This window comes from Algihabitans albus (assembly GCF_003572205.1).
In the GTDB taxonomy this organism is placed as follows: Bacteria; Pseudomonadota; Alphaproteobacteria; order Kiloniellales; family DSM-21159; genus Algihabitans; species Algihabitans albus.
Genome location: NZ_QXNY01000004.1, coordinates 536,365 through 558,207 on the forward strand (window position 1 = coordinate 536,365; position 21,843 = coordinate 558,207).

Here is a 21,843-nt window from a genome sequence, read left to right on the forward strand (position 1 = left end):
ATCACGTGGTCTGCGGCATAGACAGGCTTTTCGAGTCCGCGCACTTTTGCATCATCGGCTTCTGCAGAGCGAAGCAATGAGGAGCATGGCCGCGATGCTCGAGCATCTCGACCAGCCACTGGCGGCGTGCCCGCTCGATGCCGTCCGGCAGAACTGTGTGGATCGCGGCGCAGCGGTGACCGGCGGCTAGACCTTCCAGCGCGCGCGCCAGCGCGTCGGCGATGCGGTCGCGCTCGAAGAAATCGAACGCGATGAAATGTTCGGCCACCAGAACCGGGCCATGCAAGAGATCGCGCTGAACCCGGTAGGCCACCAGCCCGGCGATGTAGCCGCGCTCGTCTTCGGCAATCAGTATGCCACCGGGCGCGGGCATCGAATCGGTCGCGCCGCCGAGCAGAGACTGGGCGAAAGCCTGCCACTCCTCCAGGGTGATACCCGGCGCGATCGCCTGAATCAGCGGAAAGGCTTGGTCGACTCGGTCGACCGTCAAAGACTTGACGGTGACGTTTCTCCCGGGTGGCGGATTTTCCACGGCGGTGAGGTTCTGATCGCGAGAGACGGGGTCGGGGCAGCGCATCGCCGCATCCTGAGGCGTGCCGCGTGACGACCGCCTTGATCTGCGTCAACGCGGGCGGCAGCTCAAGGTCCCGCCTCTATTGCCCAGTTTTATCAAGTGCTTAAAACTGTGGCTCTACGAATGACTTTTGGTGTATAAAGGTTTGGACGCTGGCCGGTAGCTGTTGAATTGTCCGGCCGGATGCGTCAAATTCATATGACCCTATGCGATATCGGATCGGGACGCAGCGCAGCATCATGTCGCCCTTCGACGTCACTCGTATCCGCGAACTCGGTCCAGCGACCGCCTCCGAGCAGGAGGATGTGTCGGCCGGTCCTTCGCCCTGCGGCGCCTGTTCGGTTCGCCACCTGACCTTCTGCGCGCCGATGGCCGAGGACGAACTCGGTCACGTCGCCAAGATCGTCAGCACCGTCGAGCTGCATCCCAGCGATCCTTTGTTCGACGAAGGCGAACCGGCCGAAAGCGTTTACAGCGTCACTGCGGGCGCCGTGAAGGTTTACAAGCTGCTGCCGGATGGACGTCGGCAGGTGATCGGTTTCCTCTTTTCCGGCGATTTCATGGGGCTCGCGCACAACAGCCTCTATGCCTACAGCGCCGAAGCGATCACCCATTCGGCGGTCTGCCGCTTCCCGCGCAAGAAGCTCGAGCAGTTGCTTGAGCGGTTTCCGAAGATGGAGCGCCGGCTGCTCGGTATGGCCAGTCACGAACTTGCCGTCGCACAGGAGCAGATGCTGCTTCTGGGACGCAAGACGGCGAAGGAGAAGATCGCGAGCTTTCTCCTGATGCTCTCCAAGCGCTCGGAGCAGCGCGGCCAGAGCCCCAACCCGATCGCCGTACCGATGAGCCGGACCGACATCGGCGATTACCTGGGCCTGACCACCGAGACCGTCAGCCGGACCTTCACGCAGCTCAAAACTAGCAATCTGATTTCCTTGCTCCCGGCCAACAAGGTCGAGTTGACCCGCGTCGAGGCCCTACGCGAGATCGCCGAAGGCATCTGAGCGATCGCCTTGAGTGCCCGGCTTTTCGATCGCTCGGGTTGGATACAAACTCAGCTTGCACGTTGCCTTCGCTGCTCTCGGCAAGCTATTGCTCCCGAACACCGATCGTGTCTCTAGGTCACGCCCTAACCGACTAGGTGCGATGGCGCAGTGCGGAGCCTTGCCAACCCGTGTCCACCACGCCCGCCGAACCCGAGCGAAGCAAAGCGGCCAAACGCCTGACGCCTCCCGATATCGCGGCACGCAAGGGGGCGACCCCTTTGGTCTGCCTGACGGCCTACAGCGCCCCGATGGCGCGTCTTCTCGATGCGCATGTCGATGTCCTGCTGGTCGGCGATTCTCTGGGAATGGTGATCTACGGCGCTGAGTCGACCCTCGCGGTCCGGCTTGAAACCATGATTGCCCACGGTTGTGCCGTCGCGCGCGCCAGCCGACAGGCTTGCGTCGTGGTCGATCTGCCCTTCGCCAGCTACCAGGAAAACCCACAACAGGCCTTTCGCAGCGCCGCGCGCGTTTTGGCCGAGACCGGTGCGGCGGCAGTCAAGCTGGAAGGCGGAGAGGAAATGGCCGAAACGGTTGCCTTCCTGACCGCGCGTGGCGTGCCGGTGATGGGGCATGTCGGCCTGACGCCTCAGGCAGTGAACGCCCTGGGTGGTTTCAGAGCGCGAGGGCGCGATGCGGCGGAGGCCGAGAAGGTCCTTGCCGATGCCCGGGCGGTGGCCGAAGCCGGCGCTTTCTCTCTGGTGATCGAGGGCACCTTGGAGGAGGTGGCGCAACAAGCCACCCAAGCCGTTTCCATTCCCACCATCGGCATCGGTGCGGCTTTGGAGTGCGACGGCCAGATCCTGGTGACGGAGGATCTGCTCGGCCTTTCCGGAGCCCGAGTGCCGAGATTCGTCAAGCGCTACGCCGATCTCACTCCGGTCGTCGAAGAGGCGGTGGCGCGCTATGCCGGCGAGGTACGCGACCGCACCTTCCCGGGCCCGGATCAGCTCTATCGGAAGCGCGGTGGATGAGCGCGGCCGCCGCGTTGCTGCCCATTCTGCGCCGCGTCGAGGAGTTGCGTGCGGCCACGCTACCTTGGCGCCGGGCTGGACAGACCATTGGTCTGGTGCCGACCATGGGTGCTCTTCATGCCGGCCATCTGGCCTTGCTTGGCCGGGCCGTTGCCGACTGCGACCGCGCCGTCGCGACCATCTTCGTCAATCCCAAGCAGTTCGATCGCAAGGAAGATCTCAGCCGCTACCCGCGCGACGAGACCCGCGACACCCGGCTTCTGGCGGAACATCGCTGCGACCTTCTGTTCGCGCCGCAGGTCGAGGCGATGTATCCACCGGGCTTCGCCTCGACGGTGGGTGTCACCGGGGTGAGCGACGTTCTGGAGGGGCTCTATCGTCCCGGTCATTTCAACGGTGTCACCACGGTCGTCTGCAAACTCCTGCTGCAGGCCCAGCCGGACCGCGCCTACTTCGGAGAGAAGGACTATCAGCAGCTCACGGTGGTGAAGCGGATGGTGCGCGATTTGGATATACCGGTCGAAATCGTGCCGGTGGCGACGGTGCGTGAAGCGGACGGCCTCGCTCTCTCCTCGCGCAACGTGAATCTGACGCCGGCGCAGCGCGCGGTCGCGCCGCTGCTGCATCGCGTGATGACCGAGATCGCCGAAGAGCTTGCGGACGGTCAGACCCCAGCGACGCTCCTTCTGCCCGAGGGCCAGCAACGTCTCGGTTCAGCCGGCTTCACCAAGATCGACTACTTGGCCCTGCATGCGGCCGACGATTTGACGCCGCTGTTGCGGGTCGACCGCCCTGCCCGCCTCTTCGCCGCCGCCTGGCTGGGCAAGACCCGTTTGATCGACAATATTGCCGTGGAGTCATCCTAGAGCGCTCGTTTCGGCGCCGCCTCCGGCCTATCCGCTCTAGCGGCTGCGGGCGATCGGAGGCACCTCTTGCATCTCGCTGTCCCAAGGAAAGAGGATCCAGGTATCCTGGCTCACTTCGGTGACGAAGGTGTCGACCGTCGGCCGGCCCTCGGGCTTGGCGTAGACCGTGGCGAAGTGGGCTTTGGGGAGCAGCCCGCGCACGGCGCGGGCCGTGGCTCCGGTATCCACGAGATCGTCGACGATGACCCAGCCCCTGCCGTCGCCCTCGATCGACTTCAGGACCTGGACTTGGCCCTTATCCCGGTCCTGATAGGAGGCGATGCAGAGGGTATCGACCAAACGCAGCTCCAGTTCCCGGGCGACAATGGTCGCCGGCACCATGCCGCCGCGCGCCACGGCAACGACGCCCTTGAAGGGTCCTGTCTTCTCGGACTTATCCATCAGGCGCCAGGCGAGCGCCTTGGCATCGCGATGCAGCTCCCACCAAGAAACCGGAAAGGTCTTGCCGATCATCATGCCCTCGTGTTCCCAACCCCAGTCCGCAGGGGTCTAGCCGAGGGCGCGGCTGCTGACAACGTTTAGCTGTGGCGGGTCTAGCTGTGCCGGCGCTCTGGGATGTCGGGTCGCGAGGCGCCTTAGGTGGCGGTATCGCGCAAACGCCGAAGCTGCACCCCGTCGATCTTCCAGCTCCCGTCCCGCTGCTGTTCCATGAAGTAAAGCGCGAGCGCGCCGGCGCCGTCGGGACCGATGAAGAACAGGCGTTGCACCGCACGGCCGGTTTCGATGTCCAGCCCCTGAAACTCGACGGCCCGCGGGCGATAGACCTGCGGGTAGCCGGTTTGGACCATCTGCATGAAGGTATCCGCGCTCCGAAACCTCCGTTGCACCGACGGTGACGCGTAGGAGAAGGCTTCGACTCCATCGTCCCGCCTGAAGGCATCGATTTGGTTTTCGATCACCAGACGGATATCGCTGGCAGACTCGGTTGCGGAATCCGCCTGCGCCGTCCCGGCGCCCAGAAATGCGCCGTTCCCGATGACCAAAACCGAAAGAACGGCCGCGAGGAGGTTACTGCGCATGGTCTTGGTGCCCCCAAATGGTTCTCCGATCCGTCCAGCCGCGCGGAGCGCAATGGCCGGAAGGGTTATGGAGAACGATGGGGCGTTGCGTGGCAAAGACCAGTGGTGTGCCGCAGACGACGGCTTCCGAAGGCTCGTCTGCGACGGTCACCCTGACCGCAGCCTGTCGCCCGATGCTGCGGCAAGGACGCTAGCGTAGGTAGATATGAACCTCGTTCACCGCTGCCGCCGGGTTGGTCGCCGCTGACAGCGAGACCCGATCGGCCGGAAGTCCCATGTCGGTCAGCGAACGGACCACCGCTTCGGCATTGCGCACGGAGCGTCCGCTGGCCAAGGCCACCTGACCTTGGGCGCCGGAACCGGCGGCCACCGAGACGACATCGAAGCCGGCATTCGGCCGAGCGGACAGGGCCTGATTGACGGCACCGTAGAGCGCCGGCTCGTATTCGACGCTCGGCTGATCGAAACGAATAACAACCAAAGGCTGTGTTCTGCCGACCAGGCCTGCGGCACCGCCGCTCGGCGGCGGCGCGGCTATGCCGAAGGAGCGGTTGCCGAGGCTGCCGGCAAAAAACTCACCGTTGCGGATGGCGACGGAGAGAGCGGTCAGTTCCGAACGCTCATAGGCGAGATAAGCCGTCTGCCGCTGTACGTCCTCCGTCAGCTCGGTCAGCAGGCGTTCGATCAGAACCACCGTCTGGTTGGTCTCGTCCTCCAGGATCGCAAGCTGGCGATGGTCCTCGTCGACGGCACCCTGCAGGCCATAGGTGGCGCGAACGGAGTCGAGCAGGAAAGTGGAGAGCGAGGCCGTGGCACCGGTATTGGCGGCCAGTGCATTCATGTTGTTGATCGAAGTCGCGACCTGCGACAGCTCGAGCTGTGACTGGTTCCAGAGCTGCACGAGATCGGGATTGCCGGGTGTCGTGCCGGTCTGAAGGCGCGCGTTGATCGTGCTGACCATCGTGTTGTAGTCGCGCGCCGTCTCCCGAGCGTTTCCGCGATACTGCTGAAGCAGCCGGTTTTCCTCGCCGACCTGCGTCTGCAGGCGCTGCAGGTCGCTGCGCAGAGCCTGCACCTTCTCGCCGACGGCTGTTCCGGTCGGCTGGCCTGGAGTCACGCCCGCGGGTTCGAAGACCCCGGTATTGAGCTGCAACGGCCCGCCCGCCTGGACTTGATCCTGCGTCGCCTGGGCACCGCCCGCCGGATCGGCGGCTTCGAGCGAGGGCCACAGATCCGATTCGTCGGCCGAACACCCGGTCAGAATCGCGATAGCTACGGCGACGGCGGTCAGGCCTGAAACGCGCTTCATTCGATCATCTCATGCTGTTGCAAGACTCGGTAAAGAATTGCCTGGCCGAGACCCAGGATTTCCCAACGGGTAAACAAAACCAATGCCGAGTCCCCCAAACGCGGCGCTGCGATATTACTTGAGCGGTCACAGGGGGACAAGCGGATTTGCCCGCATTTCGGTGGACTTGTCGAGCGCCCTTGCAGGTTCGCGTGAAGCGCGCGTGCTTTGGCTTCCAAGCGGCGAAAAGGCACCGATCGGCCGGATCCGGAACGTGTGGAATAGGCGTCTGACAGGCTCTTGCACCCCCAATTCGATTCGCCTATGTTCCGCGCCTTCACGGCAGAGTGCAGGCGGCAATGGTGTCGCTGCGTCTCGTCCGGCAAGCGCCCGTAGCTCAACTGGATAGAGCACCTGACTACGGATCAGGAGGTTGGGAGTTCGAATCTTCCCGGGCGCGCCATTCCTTGATAGCGCGCGAGCCAGCCGAAAAAATCGCTGTCGGCCAGAGTGCGCGCAGGTGTATCTGGCGTCACGTCACCCGCATGATGATGTCGGACGCGCCGCGACCGCTTTGCCTGTGGAGCCTACCATGGCCTGCTTCGCATAAGCGGGTATATCGGATACGATGGGACCCGGACGCGTCGTCCACCTTATCTCGGCCGCCGCGCCTGCGCCGATCGCCAAGTGACTTACCGGTCTATAATGCCGCTTAACATGTCCAGTAGTTCAAGTAATAGTCTTCCTCAGCCTGCCTTGCATGCACTCAATAGGGCTCTTCTAGACTATTGGCTCTCGAAGCGGAGGGACGATGGACTGCCGCGGGAGTCCGAGATCGATCCGACCGAGATTCCCCAGCTTCTCCCGGATCTGATCGTCTACGAACGGATCGAGCCAGATCATTTTCGCGTGCGGATCGTCGGCCAACGGGTCGTCATGCGGATCGGCGTAGATCCGACCGGTGCCAATATCTTCGAAGTCTTTTCCGAGCGCTTCAAAAGTAATGTCATGGCGGCCATGAACCGCGTCCTGGACGAGCCCTGCGCTCAGCTCACCACGGTACGCGATCGCTTTCCCTCGGGTCGCGAAGGCTTGGTCGAGGTGCTTCGCCTGCCGCTGGCGGACGACAAGGGGCAGCTTCGCTACATCATTTCTTCGACAGCGGAGCTGCAGCCGCCTCTGGCCGAGGTGTCGCCGGAGCCGCCATCGCTGCTCGCCGAGCCGGTCGAAAACCTCTTTCTGACGCTGAACGCCTTGCAAACCGGATAACGGACGCTCCGCCGTCGCGTTCGATCGAACGGTTCCATTGGACGTGCCGATAGCTGTCATTGGCGGAATCAAGTTCCCCAAAGCATCTCGTGTGCCTAGATCTCGCAGCGGTGGAGTCCCGCCGAAAGAGATATTCCGTCAGAAGCGATCAGAAGGAGGAAGACTATGGCTGCGACGCCTATCACCGTTGCCCACGGGGACGGTATCGGCCCGGAAATCATGGATGCGAGTCTGCGTATCCTGCAGGCGGCCGGCGCGGAGCTTGACATCGAGACTGTCGAGATCGGCGAGGCGGTCTACAACCGCGGCAATACGGCCGGGATCGAAGCGAGCGTCTGGGACTCCCTGCGCCGGACCCGCGTCTTCTACAAAGCCCCCATCACCACGCCTCAGGGCGGCGGCTTCAAGAGCCTGAACGTGACAGTGCGCAAGTCGCTCGGTCTGTTCGCAAACGTGCGTCCTTGCGTGTCCTATCACCCCTTCGTCGAGACCAAACACCCCAAGATGGACGTGGTCGTGGTGCGGGAGAACGAAGAGGATCTCTACGCCGGCATCGAGCATCGCCAAACCGACGAGGTCGTGCAGTGCCTGAAGCTGATTTCACGTCCAGGCTCTGAGCGCATCGCCCGCTATGCCTTCGAGTATGCACGGGCGAACGGCCGCAAGAAGGTCACCTGCTTCACCAAAGACAACATCATGAAGCTGACCGACGGCCTGTTTCATAAAGTCTTCGACGAGGTCGCGGCGGATTACCCCGAGATCGAGAACGAGCACTGGATCATCGACATCGGCGCCGCGAAGCTGGCCGACACGCCCGGCGCTTTCGACGTGGTGGTGATGCCGAACCTTTACGGCGACGTGCTGTCGGACGTCGGGGCGCAGATCGCCGGATCGGTCGGGCTGGCCGGTTCCGCCAACATCGGCGAGCACTGCGCGATGTTCGAGGCGATTCACGGGTCGGCCCCCCGCCGCGCGGGCCAGGATGTCGCCAACCCCTCCGGTCTGTTGCTGGGCGGCGTGATGATGCTGGTTCACATCGGCCAAGCCGAAGCGGCCGAGCGTGTACATAACGCTTGGCTGCGCACCCTCGAGGAGGGCATCCACACTTACGACATCTTCGCGGAGGGAGTCAGCCGCCAGAAGGTGGGTACAAGTGCCTTCGCCGACGCCGTGATCGCCCGCCTCGGGCAAAAGCCGGAGACGCTGCCGGCCGTCGTCTACAACAAGGAGGGCAAGGGTATCGCCGTCCCGCCGGCGGTGCGCTCGGCACCCAAGGTGAAGCAGACCGTTGGCGTCGATCTCTTCGTGCACTGGGCCGATGGCAGCCCGCAGCAGCTTGCCGACAAGGTGCTCCCGCTGGGCGGTAATGGCTTGAAGCTGTCGATGATCACCAACCGCGGGGTCAAGGTCTGGCCGGAGGGTTTGCCGGAGACCTTCTGCACCGACCACTGGCGCTGCCGCTTCCTGGCCGAGGCCGACGGGTCAGCCGTCGATCACGGCCAGATCGCCGCGCTGCAGGTGCGTGCTGCCGAGTCGGGTGTCGATTTCATCAAGACCGAACATCTCTGCACCTTCGACGGCGAACCCGGCTTTTCGCTCGGCCAGGGTCAGTAGGCGTCTCCAGCGAAAGAAAAAGGGCGAAAGAACAACGGGCGGCGCGGGAGGGCGCCGCCCGTTTTTCAGTACGTCCGCCGCTTTACCAGTTGCCGGTGTTCTGCATGGAGCTCCAGGGTTCCTGGGCCGGCAGCGACTCGCCGCGCTGTAGCAACTCGATCGAGATGCCGTCCGGCGAACGGACGAAGGCCATGCGGCCATCGCGCGGCGGACGGTTGATGGTGACGCCGCCGTTCAGCAGGCGCTGACAGACCGCATAGATGTCATCCACGCGGTAAGCGAGATGCCCGAAGTTGCGACCGCCGTCGTAGTCTTCCGGGTCCCAATTGTGGGTCAGCTCGACCATGGGCGCGCGCTGGGGCGACTTGGCGCGCTCCACGTCTTCGGGCGCGGCCAGGAAAATCAGGGTGAAGCGCCCCTTCTCGTTGTCCATCCGCTCGACCTCGACCAGGCCGAGCTTGTTGCAGAAGAAGTCCAGGGACGCCTCGACGTCGCTGACTCGGACCATGGAGTGCAGGTACTGCATACGCGATCTCTCCGTCGTTCTCGCTTATCGGTGTTCGTTATCTGCCATCAGGTGGAAGAAAATGCGGCGACGATCAAGCCGTGCCCTTTTCGGCGAACCGCTGCCCTGGATCGCGGGCCGGCAGCTCGGCTGCGACGCCGCGCTTTTCCTCTGCGGTCAGCAGGCACCAGTCGGTGATCTCGCCGACCGAGCGGCTGCAGCCGAGGCAGAGGTTCGTCGTCTTGTCGATCTTGCAGATCGACACGCAGGGACTGGCGACGGAGTCGTCCATCAGGCTGCGGCCTTCGCTACGCAGCGAGAAGCGCCGCCGGCGTCGCTCTTCGGTCGTCAGTGCAAGCGGCATGGGTCCGGGTCCGTCACGAAAGGCGCAGCACCATATAGGCGCGTTTCGCGTCGCACAAAGATCCCGCAGCGCTTATGATCCGGCCGCTTCCAGCTGATCGCAGGCCCGCGACAGCACGACCCGACGCGAGACCAGTCACCCGGCATGCAGAGCCTCCATGTGATCCGTCGTGCCCGCTTGATTTCGGGTTTGATCCTCTTCGCCTATGTGCTGACGCACCTGATCAATCACATGGCCGGCCTGGTCTCGCTGACCGCGATGCAGGACGTCTTGATCCTGCAGGGTTTTATCTGGAACGGCCTGGTCGGGCTGTTTTTGCTCTACGGCGCCTTCAGCGTGCACGCGGGGCTGGCGGTCTGGGCGCTCTACGCCCGACGCGACTTCCGGATGCGGCCGGGCGAGACCTGGCAGCTTTTGCTGGGCCTCGCCATCCCGCCGCTTCTGGTCCTGCATATCGCCGGCACCCGGGGGATCGAGACTTTCCTGGGCGCGGAGGTCGGCTATCCCCCGATCCTCCTGATCTACTTCGAGCTTTCACAGATGAGCGGCCTTCGGCAGCTGCTGGTCACGCTGATCGTCTGGATGCACGGTTGCCTCGGCCTTTACCTCTGGCTTCGCTTCAAACCCTGGTTCCCGCGTTGGCGCAGCTGGCTGTTCGCCGCCGCTTTACTGGTGCCGACACTCTCTCTGACCGGAACCTGGATGGCCGGCCAGTGGGCTCAGTATCGCTACGAGCAGCGGGAGCCGCCCTTCACCGAGGCGTTGGTCTCGCAGATTGCCGATCCCCGGAAGGGCGCCTTCATCGGTTCGGTGGAACGCAATGTCTGGTTGGGCTACGGCGCCTTGCTTTTGGTGGCCCTTGCCGCGCGCCGCGCGCGTCGTTTCCTCGAGCATCGGCGCGGTGTTGTGATCCTGACCTACCCCGACGGACGGCGGGTCAGGGTGCCGCAGGGCACGACGATCCTCGAGGCGAGCCGGAGCGCCGGCATCCCGCACGCTGCGCTCTGCGGCGGGCGCGGGCGCTGTTCGACCTGTCGGGTTCGGATCGGATTCGGACTTTCGTCCCTGCCGCCGGCCGACTCAGCGGAGGCGAAGGTCCTCCATCGCGTCGGCGCCGCGCCCACCGTCCGCCTTGCCTGCCAAACCCGTCCGACCGACGATTTGGAGGTTCAGCCGCTGCTGCCGCCCAACGTCACGACCCGCGAAGCCCGTGCCCGGCCAGGCTATCTGCAGGGCGAGGAACGCGAGATCGTGGTGCTCTTCGCCGATCTGCGCGGCTTCACGCGCCTGTCCGAATCCCGTCTGCCCTTCGATGTGGTTTTTCTGCTGAACCGCTATTTTCGGACGACGGGCGAAGCGGTGGAGCGCGCCGGTGGCCGGGTGGACAAGTTCATCGGCGACGGTGTGATGGCGCTGTTCGGTGTCGGACCTGCGCTGTCGGACGACGGTCGTCAGGCCGCGCGCAATGCTTTGCAAGCGGCTCAACTGATGGCCGAGGGCCTGCAGGAGGTCGAGCGCGTGCTCGCCGGCGACCAGCCCGAGCCCCTGCGCATCGGCATCGGGATCCACATCGGTCCGGCGATCGTCGGGGAGATGGGCTGGGGTGAGGCCGTTTCTCTGACCGCCGTCGGGGACACGGTTAACACCGCCAGCCGCCTGGAACAGGCCACCAAGGACTTCGGCGCCCAACTGGTGATTTCGGCGGCCCTGGCAGAGCGCGCCGGCGTGCCGCAGGCAGGTGCCGAACGGCGTCACCTCGAACTGCGCGGCCGCAGCGAGCCGCTGGAGGTGCTGGTCTTCTCCGACGCGCGGCAGCTCCAGCTGGCGGCGGTCGAGGCGTGACCTAGCGCCGCTCGGCCGTGAGATGCCAATGCCAGTGGCCGGCCTTGCCGTGGTCGTCCTGGTGGAGGGTCAGCAGCTCGAAATCGGTGAAGAGCGCACAAAGTTCGGTTGCATCGCAGAAGAAGTGCGGGTGTGCCTTGTCGCCCTCCCCGGCTTCGTCGACCCAGGTGTCCGGGGCGATCTCGTGGCCTTGGCGGAAGTGTCTGTTGCGTTTGCTCAGCATCGTGCCCTGGAAGATGCCACCGGGCCTGAGGACCCGGGCAATCTCGGCGATTGCGCCGTGTACGACGGTCGGGTCGCCGTGGTAGATCACGTTCCAGGAGAGCAGCAGGTCGAAGCGCGCGTCGCTGCAGGGCAGGCCGGTCATGGACGCCCGGTGCGCGGCGATCTCCAGCCCTTCCCGTGCCGCAGCGCCAGTCAGTTCCGCCAAGCCGGAGGGACTGGCATCCAGCGCCTCGACCCGAAACCCGAGCCGGGCCAGTGCCAGGGCATGACGCCCCACGCCGCAGCCGAGATCCAAGGCTCGCGCGGCGCCGGCCTGGCGCAGACGGGCCCCAAGCTGCACGACCTCCGGTTCTGGCACCAGCCAATCGGCGCGGCCGGCCTCGCTTTGCCAAGCGGCTTCCCAGGCCAGGTGGGCAGTATCGGTTGTCTGGAGGGTCATCGTCTCGCCGTCCTTGTGCCGTCCCAACTACATAACCTTTGTGCGTGCCCAACTGCTGACTCGCTCGACAGCGAGGATCAGCACGAAGATGCAGAGAATGATCGTCGCCGCCTGGTCGAACTCGAAAAAATCCATCGCGACCTTCAGCTCGATGCCGATGCCTCCAGCTCCGACCAGTCCCAGAACGACGGAGGAGCGCACGGCTTTCTCCAGAGCGAAGAGGCTGGTGTTGATGAAGCTTGGCAGAGCCGCTGGCAGAACGGCACAGGCGACGACGCCGCTGCGGCTGGCACCGATGGCGTCGAGCGCCTTCTGTGGCCCCTCGTCCACCTCTTCCATGGTTTCGGCAAAGAAGCGCCCGCAAAAGCCGATGGTGTCGACAGCCAAGGCCAAGGTTCCGGCAAAGGGACCTAGCCCTACCGTCACCACGAAAATCAAAGCCCAGACCAGGTCCGGAACCACCCGGAACAGGGCGATCAGGCCACGAGCGGCGACATAGGTCGCTTTGGCCGGGCTGTGTTTTCGGCTGGCGAGCACCGCGAGAGGCAGGCTGATCAGGACGCCGACCACCATGCCCACCAGTGCCATCTGGAAGGTCTCGAGCAGAGCCCATAGGACGGCATCGATCCGTTCGAGGTCCGGTGGGAAGGCCTTGGACAGGAAGCGCCCGAGCGCCGGAACGCCCTCGGCGAGATCCGTGAAGGACCAGTTCGTGCCCTCCAGGCTGACGATAAAGAAAGCCGCCAGGATCACCCAGGCGAGCCAAGTCAAGGGATGCGGTCGCGAGAAGCGCGGTGGCAGCCGGGTCTCCCGACGGCCGTTGGGCAGCTCCTCGGCCCGGCTAGGCATAGAGATCCCCAAGATCTTCGGTTCGCAGCGTTCCAGTCTGGGCGTCGAGTGCGAGTCGTCCCTGTTTCAGCGCCAGAACGCGCTCCGCGAAGTCGAGCGCGTGTTCGAGATTGTGAGTGGTGAAGAAGAGGGTCAAACCGCGCGCCCGGGCCAGCTCTGCGAAGAGAGCCATGACCTCCTGTCCCGCTCTGGGATCGAGGCTGGCAACCGGCTCGTCGGCCATCAGCAACTCGGGGCGCTGCATCAGGGCGCGTGCAATGGCCACCCGCTGAGACTGCCCGCCGGACAGCCGATCGGCGCGACGCGCGGCCAGATCGGCCAGACCGACCTGCTCCAGGCAGTGCAGCGCTTCCTTACGCGCGGCTCTTGTGGCAAAGGCTTGGCACCAGCTGCGCGGACCCGATTGGCGGGCCTGCGCACCGTGAAGCACGTTGGTCAGCACCGAGAGGCGTCCGACGAGGTTGTGCTTCTGAAACACCAAACCGACACGAGCGCGCAGCCGCCGTAGACGCCGGCGCGGCAGGCGCGTGACCGTGTCGCCCAGAAGACTGATGCGACCGCCGCTGGGTTCGACCAGGCGCGTGCAGCAATGCAGAAGTGTGGACTTGCCGCTTCCGTTGGCGCCGATCAGGGCGACGGTCTCGCCCACCCCGAAGGCGAAGTCGATGCCGTTCAAGACGGGCTCGCCGGTTTCGAAGCGTTTTGTGAGGCCTTCGACGGTCAGGACGGCCCTACCTGTCGAACCGTTAGCCGCAATCCGGGACGTGACATTCGGCGCGGCCGCCTCCCGAAGTGCCGCGCCGAACGTCTCGGCTAAAGCGCGAGCGGCCTCACTCGCCAACGAACTCGCCGAACTGCGGGTGCCCGATGGCGGCGTAGGCACGCCGGACATAGTCGTAGTCGCTGTCCGTCACCTCCGGCACGAAGGCCATGCCTTCGTACTTCGTATTCTCGCCCCCCGGTGCGATGACGGCGGCGACCAGGTCGTCGGAGTTCTCGACAAAGGCTTTACGCAAAGCCTCGACGATCTCCCGATCCACATGGGGGCCGGCCATCAGCACGTCGTTGGGCAGGTCGGGCCCGCGGGCGACGACCTTGAAGGCGCCCGGCGGCAGTTCCGTCTCTTGGTCGCGAAGGGCGATGAAGTCGCTCATATAGTTCATGCCGACCGCGTCCACGTCGCCGCGTTTCAGCGCCTCCCACTGGATCGCCTCGCTGGTGTGAATCACCTCCATGTCGCTGCGAGGGTCGAGACCGTAGTCGGCGAGAAGCTGCGAGGGGGCGAGGTGGGAGGAGGTCGAGCCGATGTCGCCGAGTGCGATCTTTCTGCCCCGAAGATCCTGCACGCCGGCGATGCCGCTGCTGGCCAGCACGATGACGCCGGAGAAATAGTCGGGCCGTCCGAAACCGACGATTGGATAAGCGCCGGTCAGCTTGTTCATGACCACGTACTCGGCCGGGCCGGTCAGCACGAAATCCAATCGCTCGGCGCCCAGCGCCTCGACAGCTGCCGTGCGGCTGCTGACAGGGAAGAACTCGATTTCGTAGCCGGTCACGGCCTGCAGTTTGTCGCGCAGCGGTCTCCAGTCGCGCTGGAGCTGCTCCAGACCCTCCACGTCGGTGACGGCCAGGCTGACGGTCTGTGCCGCCGCGGTGCCGGGAAACAGGCCGCCGGCCAGTGCGGCGCAGGCGATGCCCGCGGCCGTGAGCAAAGATTTGAGCATGCCAGGATTCTCCCTCTCGCAAGGCGGCGACCGGAACAGTGCGGCCCAAGTGGACCGCATCGCGCGGAGACCGAACGACGAAGGAGACAGGCTAGACCGTTAGCGTGTCGGGCTCATGTAACCGCCGCGTCACTTGCGCAAAGCGACGATGACGCTTTGGCGACAGGGCCTGTGTATAAAATTTCTAGGCCGTACCGCCCACAGTGATGGCGGAGACCAGCAGAGACGGTTGTCCGACGCCCACCGGCACGCCCTGGCCGTCCTTGCCGCAAGTGCCGATACCCGGGTCGAGTGCCATGTCGTTGCCGATCATGGTCACCTTCTTCATGGTCTCCGGGCCGTTGCCGATCAGGGTCGCGCCCTTGACGGCGGGTCCGATCTTACCGTCCTCGATCAGGTAGGCCTCGGTGCAGGAGAAGGTGAACTTTCCGCTGGTGATGTCGACCTGACCGCCGCCGAAGGAGACGGCGAAGAGGCCCTTCTTCACACCGGCCAGCATCTCGGACGGATCGGCTTCGCCGCCCAGCATCACAGTGTTGGTCATGCGCGGCATGGGGATATGGGCGTAGGATTGGCGCCGTCCGTTGCCGGTCGGCTTCATGCCCATCAGCCGCGCATTCTGCCTGTCCTGCATGTAGCCGACCAGCTTGCCGTCCTCGATAAGGACCGTGCGTTCGGTCGGCGTGCCCTCGTCGTCGACGGTCAGGGACCCGCGCCGGTCGGGCAGGGTGCCGTCGTCGATCACCGTCACGCCGGGCGCCGCCACCTGCTCGCCCATCAGGCCGGCGAAGGCGCTGGTTTTCTTGCGATTGAAGTCGCCCTCCAAGCCGTGTCCGACGGCTTCGTGCAGCAGAATTCCGGGCCAGCCCGGCCCGAGCAGGACGGGCATCTCGCCGGCCGGCGTGTCGACCGAGCCGAGGTTGATCTCGGCCTGGCGCAGGGCCTCGTCGGCCGCAGCCTGCCAGCTCGCCGGCTCGATCAGGCCGTCGTAGCCGACGCGCCCGCCGGTCCCGTAGGAACCGGTCTCCATGCGGCCGTCTTTCTCCAGAACCACCGAGACGTTGAGGCGCACCAGCGGGCGAATATCGGCCCGGCGCTCACCGCCGGCGCGCAGAATCTGCACCGCTTGCCAGGAACCTGCGAGCGAGACCGTGGCCTGACGCACGCGCGCATCCCTGCTGCGGACATAAGCGTCGATTTCGCTCAAGAGCTTCACCTTGGCCTCGAAAGCCAGCGCGTTCAGCGGATTGTCCGGCGTATAGAGCTGGCGGTTGGTGTTGCTGGGCGCGTCGGCCATGGTGCCGCCGTGACCCGTCTGCACCGCCTTGACGGTTTCGCCGGCGCGCTGCACCGCCGCCTCGCTCAATTCGCTGGCATGGGCGTAGCCGGCCGCCTCGCCGGCCACCGCGCGCAAGCCGAAGCCCTGATCGGTGTCGAAGCTGGCCGACTTGAGCCGCCCGTCGTCGAAGGCCAGGGCCTCCGACTGGCGGTATTCCAGGAAAAGCTCACCGTCGTCGGCCTTGGCCAGGGCATCGTCGACGATGCCCTCCAGCTTCGGCCGATCCAGGCCGGCGCGCGCATAGAACAGTTCGTCGGTTTCGGCGAGGTGGGTCATGGCGAACTCTTCTCCACTGCGATCTAGATAGGCTGCGATCGGGATAGGGCGTTTCAGTTCCCGTCACGATAATGTAGAGGCTAGAACGCGCGAATGCAGGGGGCAGGCCGCCGGGGCAGTTCTCTTCCGCGCGCAGCGAGGGGATTTACGGCGCATGCCCTTGGGCCTGACCGAACACGAACTGCGCCAGGAGCTGACGCGCGAGGTGCATGCGCGCCCCTTTGCGCATCTGCGGCCGAGCGAGCGCGTGACGCATATCGCTCTGCACAGCGGCGAGAGCGGAGTGGCGGAGGAGCGGGCGCTGGTGGCCGAGCTCTGCCGCCGTTACGGCAAGCCGCCGCCGGGCGATACGGCCAACTTTCACATGGTCGATCTCGGACCCTTCCGGCTGCGTTGGGAACGCCATACCGAGTTTTCGACCTATGCCTTCTACGCGCGCGAAGCGGCACCGCTGCGGGACGACGGCAAGGTCGAGCGCTTTGCGCATCCGGTGATCGAGCGGGTGCCGCGCGACTGGCTGGAGCAGATGCAGAGCCGGCTTCTGGTCGGGCTGCACGTCGAACTGGAGGCGCGTGACGCCCCACCGCTTGAGGAGGATCCCGATCGGATCGGGGTCCTGATGGGGGTCGACAACTACGCCGGCTCCTCGATGTCAGGCGGCGCGGCCAAGACCTGGATGAACTTCTGGGTCGGGGACGATGGCTTCGGGCGGGTGCTGGTGCGCGACGTCAACCTGGGTCCGCGTCAGGCTGGCCGTCTGGTTCAGCGTCTTTGCGAGATCGAGACCTACCGCATGATGGCCTTGCTCGCCTTGCCTCTGGCGCGGCAGCATGGCGGCGAGCTATCGCGTCTGGGGGAACGGCTGCAGGGTAGCCTGGGGGAGATGACCGACTGCGACCGGCTCGAGGACGAGCAACGGCTGCTCCGTGACCTGACGGAGATTTCGGCCGGAATCGAGCGGATCGCCGCGGCGACTAGCTATCGCTTTTCCGCCGCGCGGGCATACCACGCACTGGTTTTGCGCCGTATTCAGGAGCTTCGAGAGGAACGCATAGAAGGAGTCCAGACGGTCCAGGAATTCATGGACCGGCGCCTGACACCGGCGATTCGTACCTGCGAGTCGACTCAGGATCGCCTGGACGTCCTGTCGCGCCGCGTCGCGCGAGCCGGCCAGCTCCTGCGCACGCGCGTCGATGTGACCCTGGAGGCGCAGAACCGCGATCTGCTGGAGTCCATGAATCGCCGTGCGAAGCTGCAGCTTCGCTTGCAGGAGACGGTCGAGGGTCTCTCCATTGCGGCGGTCAGCTATTATCTCGTCAGTCTTGTCGGCTACCTGGCCAAAGGCAGTAAGTCCTTCGGCCTTCCGCTCGCACCGGATCAGATCACCGCCCTGTCGATTCCGGTCATCGTCCTGTTGATCTGGCTGGGCGTGCGCCGGGTCAAGCGTTCGATCCGTGGCGAGCGCCAGGAGGAGCGCAGGGATGACCGCGTCGGCAAGTAGCGGAGAATCTGTCAGTCATCCCAAGGCTTTGCGTCAAATTGCCGCAAGCGAATATGTTATCGGATTCCGATGCCGTGGCGCGACCGTGCGTACACGGGCGAGTCGCCGGGGCGGTTCGCCGATCCTGGCGGTACTATGCCGCAGAGGTGCTGACTTGTTGCGTTAAGATCCCTGGTTTAGGTTCACATCCGTCATATGCGGCCTCCGTCCGTGGTCATCTGCGGGCGCATTGGCCAAAACATCGCAGGACAGGCCCGGACGAATGACTGCAAAGCAGGCTTCGGACCGATGAAGAATAAGGGTCGAGACACCAAAGATGATGAAGCTGATGAGCAAGACCGGCGCATTCTTCGCCTTGCTGGCGAGTCTATTGGCCAGCGGCGGCGCTTGGGCCCAGGAAACGCTTTTGGGTCAGCCGGTTCCGGGCGGACTCGGCTTGCAGGCCGGAGCGACGCCGATCAAGGAGCAGATCCACGACTTCCACAATCTGCTGCTGGTGATCATCACGCTGATCTGTCTCTTCGTGCTGGCCTTGCTGGTCTACGTCATGCGGCGCTTCCGCGCCTCCGCGAACCCGACGCCCTCGAAAACCTCCCACAACACCATGGTCGAGGTGATCTGGACGGCCGTGCCGGTCATGATTCTGGTGATCATCGCGATCCCCTCCATGAAGCTGCTCTACGCGCAGGATGTGATCCCCGAGGCCGACATGACCATCAAGGCGATCGGCAAGCAGTGGTACTGGACCTACGAGTATCCCGACCACGGCAACTTCGTCTTCGACGCCTTCATGCTGCAAGACGATGAAGCCGCCGAACAGGGGTTGCCCCGTCTGCTGGCGACCGACCGCTCGGTGGTCATTCCGGTCGATACGACCGTGCGCATCCTGGTGACCGCCGGCGACGTGCTGCACTCCTTCGCCGTGCCGTCCTTCGGGGTGAAGGTCGATGCCGTTCCCGGCCGTTTGAATGAGACCTGGGTCCACGTCACCCAGGAGGGCACCTACTACGGTCAGTGCTCAGAGCTCTGCGGCACGGCCCACGCTTACATGCCGATCATGGTCGAGGTGGTCTCGCAGGAGGCTTTCGAGGCTTGGATTACCGAGCAGCAGGCCGCGCTGCTGCCGGAGCCGGGCGACAAGCAGGTGGCCGATGCCCTTCAGGCCGCCCGCTAACCAGCGCCCGTCTAACGCATAAGAACAACTGGCTCGTCAGCAACCGACGGCTCGAGGAAAGATCATGGCTTACAGCGACACGCACGCCCACGGCGATCATCACGATCACAAGCCGGGTTTCTTCGTTCGGTGGTTCTTCTCCACCAACCACAAGGACATCGGCACGCTCTATCTGATTTTCTCCGTGATCGCCGGCCTGATCGGCGGCGCCTTCTCCGTGCTCATGCGCATGGAGCTGCAGGAGCCGGGCATGCAGATCTTCACGTTCCTGTCGGCCGACCCCGGTCAGATGTGGAACGTGGTCATCACCGCTCACGGCCTGATCATGGTTTTCTTCGTGGTCATGCCGGCGCTGATCGGCGGGTTCGGCAACTGGTTCGTGCCCTTGATGATCGGCGCGCCGGACATGGCCTTTCCGCGCATGAACAACATCAGCTTCTGGCTGATCGTGCCGGCCTTCTTCCTGCTGCTCGGCTCGGCCTTCGTCGGCACGGGTGCCGGCACCGGCTGGACGATCTATCCGCCGCTGTCCTCCTCGCTCGGCCATTCCGGACCGTCGGTAGACATGGCGATCTTCGCGCTGCATCTGGCGGGCGCCAGCTCGATCCTGGGCGCGATCAATTTCATCACCACGATCTTCAACATGCGCGCGCCGGGCATGACCCTGCACCGCATGCCGCTGTTCGTCTGGGCGATGCTGGTGACGGCTTTCCTGCTGCTGCTGGCGGTGCCTGTCCTGGGTGGCGCCATCACCATGCTGCTGACCGACCGCAACTTCGGGACCAACTTCTTCAATCCGGAGGGCGGCGGCGATCCGATCCTGTTCCAGCACCTCTTCTGGTTCTTCGGACACCCCGAGGTCTACATCATGATCCTGCCGGCCTTCGGCATCATCAGCCATGTGGTCTCGACCTTCTCGAAGAAGCCGGTGTTCGGGTACCTGGGCATGGCCTACGCCATGGTGGCGATCGGCGTGGTCGGTTTCGTCGTCTGGGCGCACCACATGTTCACCGTGGGACTGGATGTGAACACCAAGGCCTACTTCACCATCGCGACGCTGATCATCGCGGTGCCCACGGGCATCAAGATCTTCAGTTGGATCGCGACCATGTGGGGCGGCTCGATCGAGTTCAAGACGCCGATGCTCTGGGCGATCGGCTTCATCTTCCTCTTCACGCTGGGCGGCGTGACCGGTGTCGTCCTGGCCAACGCCGGTATCGATACCGTGTTGCACGACACCTACTACGTGGTGGCGCATTTCCACTATGTACTTAGCCTGGGCGCCGTGTTCGGCATCTTCTGCGGCATCTACTACTGGCTCGGCAAGATGAGCGGCCGGACCTATCCGGAGTGGGCCGGCAAGCTGCACTTCTGGACCACCTTCGTCGGTGTGAACCTGGCCTTCTTCCCGCAGCACTTCCTGGGGCTGCAGGGCATGCCGCGCCGCTATATCGACTATCCCGACGCCTTCGCGCTCTGGAACTATGTCTCCTCGATCGGCGCCTACATCGCCTTCGCGTCGACGCTGTTCTTCGTCGGCCTGATGATCTGGGTGCTGACGAGCGGCCGCAAGGTCGGCGAGAACTACTGGGGCGAAGGTGCGACGACGCTGGAGTGGACCGTGTCCTCGCCGCCGCCGTTCCACACCTTCGAGACCTTGCCGCGCATCAAGTAGAGGCGCCGGCCTCGGCACCATCTTTCGCCGCCCGCCACCGAGACCGACGGTGGCGGGCGGCGATTGCAAAACAGAGTGAGTTGGACGGGCGAGTGCAGAGTTTCAGGTCGTGAGCGACAGCGTCTACCAGCGGAGCGTTACGGCGGCGTCCGGGTCCGGACAGCCGGTGCGCGAGCAGGTCCAGGATTACTGGGACCTGCTGAAGCCGCGGGTCATGACCCTGGTGGTTTTCAGCGGGATCGCCGGACTGATCGTGGCGCCGGGCAGTCTGCACCCGGTTCTGGCCGCCGTCGCGATCCTCTGCATCGCGGTTTCGGCCGGTGCGGCCGGTGCCATCAACATGTGGTACGACCGCGACATCGACGCGGTGATGGCCCGAACCAAACGCCGCCCGATCCCGACCGGTCGTGTCGAGCCGTCCGAGGCGCTGGCCTTCGGCATCGTGCTGACGATCTTCTCGGTCATGGTGATGGGGCTGGCGGTCAACTGGACCGCGGCGGCCCTCTTGGCGCTCGCCACGCTTTTCTACGTCTTCGTCTACACGATCTGGCTGAAGCGCCGCACTCCGCAGAACATCGTGATAGGTGGGGCCGCCGGCGCCTTTCCGCCGATGATCGGCTGGGCCGCGGTGACCGGGACCGTCGATCCGGGCTCCATCCTGCTCTTCGGCTTGATTTTCATGTGGACGCCGCCGCACTTTTGGGCGCTGTCGCTCTATCGCTGCGAGGACTACGCCAAGGTGGGCGTTCCGATGCTACCGGTCGTGGCCGGCAAGGCGGCGACCAAGCGGCAGATGTTGCTTTACACCTTGCTGCTGCTGCCCTTGGCGCCCTTGCCCGCGGTCATGGGTCTGACCGGTTGGCTTTACGGCGTTGCGGCCCTGCTCCTGGGATTGGCCTTTGTCGGTCATGCGCTGAGAGTGCTGCGGTCGCCGGAGGCGGACGGTGAGGACCACAAGCCCGCCAAGGCAATGTTCAAGTTCTCGCTCACCTATCTCTTCGGCCTCTTCGGGTTGATGATGCTGGACAAGGCGCCGGGTCTGGTCGCCTTCGTCGGGCTGGGAGGGTGAGCACCGTGACGGAAGAGCGCCGCCGGTCCGGCGACAGCGACATCCACCGCCAGAAGCGCGGCAAGAATCTGGCCCTGCTGGGGGCCCTGTTAGCTTTCATCGTCCTCGTCTACATTGTGGCAATCGTCCGGATGGGCGCCTAGGAGGCTCG

At 64.7% G+C, this 21,843-nt stretch carries 22 protein-coding genes and 1 tRNA gene; 12 read left to right on the plus strand and 11 right to left on the minus strand.

Going from position 1 to position 21,843, the window contains the following annotated elements; genetic code table 11:
* Position 1: 1 nt before the first annotated feature.
* The gene (locus DBZ32_RS12640; RefSeq protein ID WP_119167490.1) at positions 2 to 577 is read right to left on the minus strand and encodes a hypothetical protein; all 576 of its coding nucleotides are present in this window, start codon (positions 575 to 577) and stop codon (positions 2 to 4) included.
* Positions 578 to 813: 236 nt separating this feature from the next.
* Here DBZ32_RS12640 and DBZ32_RS12645 point away from each other — a divergent pair, with 236 nt between their 5' ends.
* From DBZ32_RS12645 to panC, 3 genes are all read left to right on the plus strand, one after another.
* The gene (locus DBZ32_RS12645; RefSeq protein ID WP_119167798.1) at positions 814 to 1,578 is read left to right on the plus strand and encodes a cyclic nucleotide-binding domain-containing protein; all 765 of its coding nucleotides are present in this window, start codon (positions 814 to 816) and stop codon (positions 1,576 to 1,578) included.
* A 170-nt stretch (positions 1,579 to 1,748) separates the two neighbouring features.
* On the plus strand, positions 1,749 to 2,594 hold the full coding sequence (gene panB / locus DBZ32_RS12650; protein WP_119167491.1) for a 3-methyl-2-oxobutanoate hydroxymethyltransferase: 846 nt from the start codon (positions 1,749 to 1,751) through the stop codon (positions 2,592 to 2,594).
* Complete coding sequence (panC, locus tag DBZ32_RS12655; RefSeq protein WP_119167492.1) at positions 2,591 to 3,460, plus strand: pantoate--beta-alanine ligase; 870 nt, start codon at positions 2,591 to 2,593, stop codon at positions 3,458 to 3,460. The genes panB and panC overlap by 4 nt, the downstream gene beginning before the upstream one ends.
* A 36-nt stretch (positions 3,461 to 3,496) precedes the next feature.
* Here the strand turns inward: panC and gpt are convergent, their stop codons facing one another.
* The 3 genes from gpt to DBZ32_RS12670 all read right to left on the minus strand — a co-directional run bounded on the left by gpt (position 3,497) and on the right by DBZ32_RS12670 (position 5,848).
* The gene (gpt, locus tag DBZ32_RS12660) at positions 3,497 to 3,976 is read right to left on the minus strand and encodes a xanthine phosphoribosyltransferase (protein WP_119167493.1); all 480 of its coding nucleotides are present in this window, start codon (positions 3,974 to 3,976) and stop codon (positions 3,497 to 3,499) included.
* A 119-nt stretch (positions 3,977 to 4,095) separates the two neighbouring features.
* Positions 4,096 to 4,539, minus strand: a complete 444-nt coding sequence (locus tag DBZ32_RS12665) for a DUF4864 domain-containing protein (protein WP_119167494.1) — start codon at positions 4,537 to 4,539, stop codon at positions 4,096 to 4,098.
* A 190-nt stretch (positions 4,540 to 4,729) separates the two neighbouring features.
* A complete protein-coding gene (locus DBZ32_RS12670) occupies positions 4,730 to 5,848 on the minus strand; it encodes a hypothetical protein (RefSeq protein WP_208539209.1) in 1,119 nt (372 codons plus the stop codon).
* 365 nt (positions 5,849 to 6,213) lie between these two features.
* On the opposite strand from DBZ32_RS12670, the gene DBZ32_RS12675 reads away from it, so the two are divergent.
* From DBZ32_RS12675 to DBZ32_RS12685, 3 genes are all read left to right on the plus strand, one after another.
* Positions 6,214 to 6,290: transfer RNA gene (locus DBZ32_RS12675), tRNA-Arg, on the plus strand.
* Between the two features lie 254 nt (positions 6,291 to 6,544).
* Entirely contained in the window at positions 6,545 to 7,096 is a 552-nt protein-coding gene (locus tag DBZ32_RS12680; RefSeq protein WP_162906738.1) for a PAS domain-containing protein, read from the plus strand.
* Between the two features lie 165 nt (positions 7,097 to 7,261).
* Positions 7,262 to 8,710, plus strand: a complete 1,449-nt coding sequence (locus DBZ32_RS12685) for an NADP-dependent isocitrate dehydrogenase (RefSeq protein WP_119167496.1) — start codon at positions 7,262 to 7,264, stop codon at positions 8,708 to 8,710.
* 82 nt (positions 8,711 to 8,792) lie between these two features.
* On the opposite strand, the gene DBZ32_RS12690 is transcribed toward DBZ32_RS12685, so the two are convergent.
* Together DBZ32_RS12690 and DBZ32_RS12695 are read right to left on the minus strand one after the other, a co-directional pair.
* The gene (locus DBZ32_RS12690) at positions 8,793 to 9,236 is read right to left on the minus strand and encodes a VOC family protein (protein WP_119167497.1); all 444 of its coding nucleotides are present in this window, start codon (positions 9,234 to 9,236) and stop codon (positions 8,793 to 8,795) included.
* A gap of 73 nt (positions 9,237 to 9,309) precedes the next feature.
* Entirely contained in the window at positions 9,310 to 9,579 is a 270-nt protein-coding gene (locus DBZ32_RS12695; RefSeq protein ID WP_235830177.1) for a DUF1289 domain-containing protein, read from the minus strand.
* A 144-nt stretch (positions 9,580 to 9,723) separates the two neighbouring features.
* Between DBZ32_RS12695 and DBZ32_RS12700 the strand changes: the two genes are divergently transcribed.
* Complete coding sequence (locus DBZ32_RS12700) at positions 9,724 to 11,421, plus strand: adenylate/guanylate cyclase domain-containing protein (RefSeq protein WP_119167498.1); 1,698 nt, start codon at positions 9,724 to 9,726, stop codon at positions 11,419 to 11,421.
* 1 nt (position 11,422) lies between these two features.
* Here the strand turns inward: DBZ32_RS12700 and DBZ32_RS12705 are convergent, their stop codons facing one another.
* The 5 genes from DBZ32_RS12705 to tldD form a co-directional block, all read right to left on the minus strand.
* The gene (locus DBZ32_RS12705; RefSeq protein WP_119167801.1) at positions 11,423 to 12,085 is read right to left on the minus strand and encodes a class I SAM-dependent methyltransferase; all 663 of its coding nucleotides are present in this window, start codon (positions 12,083 to 12,085) and stop codon (positions 11,423 to 11,425) included.
* A gap of 27 nt (positions 12,086 to 12,112) precedes the next feature.
* Complete coding sequence (gene phnE, locus DBZ32_RS12710) at positions 12,113 to 12,934, minus strand: phosphonate ABC transporter, permease protein PhnE (protein WP_119167499.1); 822 nt, start codon at positions 12,932 to 12,934, stop codon at positions 12,113 to 12,115.
* Positions 12,927 to 13,610 carry a phosphonate ABC transporter ATP-binding protein gene (locus tag DBZ32_RS12715; RefSeq protein WP_208539210.1) on the minus strand — a complete coding sequence of 228 codons (684 nt, stop codon included), beginning with the start codon at positions 13,608 to 13,610 and terminating at the stop codon, positions 12,927 to 12,929. Before DBZ32_RS12715 ends, phnE begins: the two co-directional genes overlap by 8 nt.
* A 154-nt stretch (positions 13,611 to 13,764) precedes the next feature.
* The gene (locus tag DBZ32_RS12720) at positions 13,765 to 14,658 is read right to left on the minus strand and encodes a phosphate/phosphite/phosphonate ABC transporter substrate-binding protein (protein ID WP_119167501.1); all 894 of its coding nucleotides are present in this window, start codon (positions 14,656 to 14,658) and stop codon (positions 13,765 to 13,767) included.
* Positions 14,659 to 14,842: 184 nt separating this feature from the next.
* Positions 14,843 to 16,273 (minus strand): metalloprotease TldD, encoded by a 1,431-nt coding sequence (tldD, locus tag DBZ32_RS12725; RefSeq protein WP_119167502.1) that lies wholly within the window; start codon positions 16,271 to 16,273, stop codon positions 14,843 to 14,845.
* Positions 16,274 to 16,427: 154 nt separating this feature from the next.
* On the opposite strand from tldD, the gene DBZ32_RS12730 reads away from it, so the two are divergent.
* From DBZ32_RS12730 to DBZ32_RS22120, 5 genes are all read left to right on the plus strand, one after another.
* Entirely contained in the window at positions 16,428 to 17,774 is a 1,347-nt protein-coding gene (locus tag DBZ32_RS12730; RefSeq protein ID WP_119167503.1) for a DUF3422 family protein, read from the plus strand.
* Between the two features lie 316 nt (positions 17,775 to 18,090).
* The gene (gene coxB / locus DBZ32_RS12735) at positions 18,091 to 18,948 is read left to right on the plus strand and encodes a cytochrome c oxidase subunit II (protein ID WP_235830178.1); all 858 of its coding nucleotides are present in this window, start codon (positions 18,091 to 18,093) and stop codon (positions 18,946 to 18,948) included.
* A gap of 64 nt (positions 18,949 to 19,012) precedes the next feature.
* Complete coding sequence (gene ctaD, locus DBZ32_RS12740) at positions 19,013 to 20,623, plus strand: cytochrome c oxidase subunit I (RefSeq protein ID WP_119167504.1); 1,611 nt, start codon at positions 19,013 to 19,015, stop codon at positions 20,621 to 20,623.
* A gap of 109 nt (positions 20,624 to 20,732) precedes the next feature.
* Positions 20,733 to 21,692 (plus strand): heme o synthase, encoded by a 960-nt coding sequence (locus DBZ32_RS12745; protein WP_119167505.1) that lies wholly within the window; start codon positions 20,733 to 20,735, stop codon positions 21,690 to 21,692.
* Positions 21,689 to 21,835, plus strand: coding sequence for a hypothetical protein (locus tag DBZ32_RS22120; RefSeq protein WP_208539211.1), 147 nt, complete (start codon positions 21,689 to 21,691; stop codon positions 21,833 to 21,835). The genes DBZ32_RS12745 and DBZ32_RS22120 overlap by 4 nt, the downstream gene beginning before the upstream one ends.
* Positions 21,836 to 21,843: the final 8 nt, after the last annotated feature.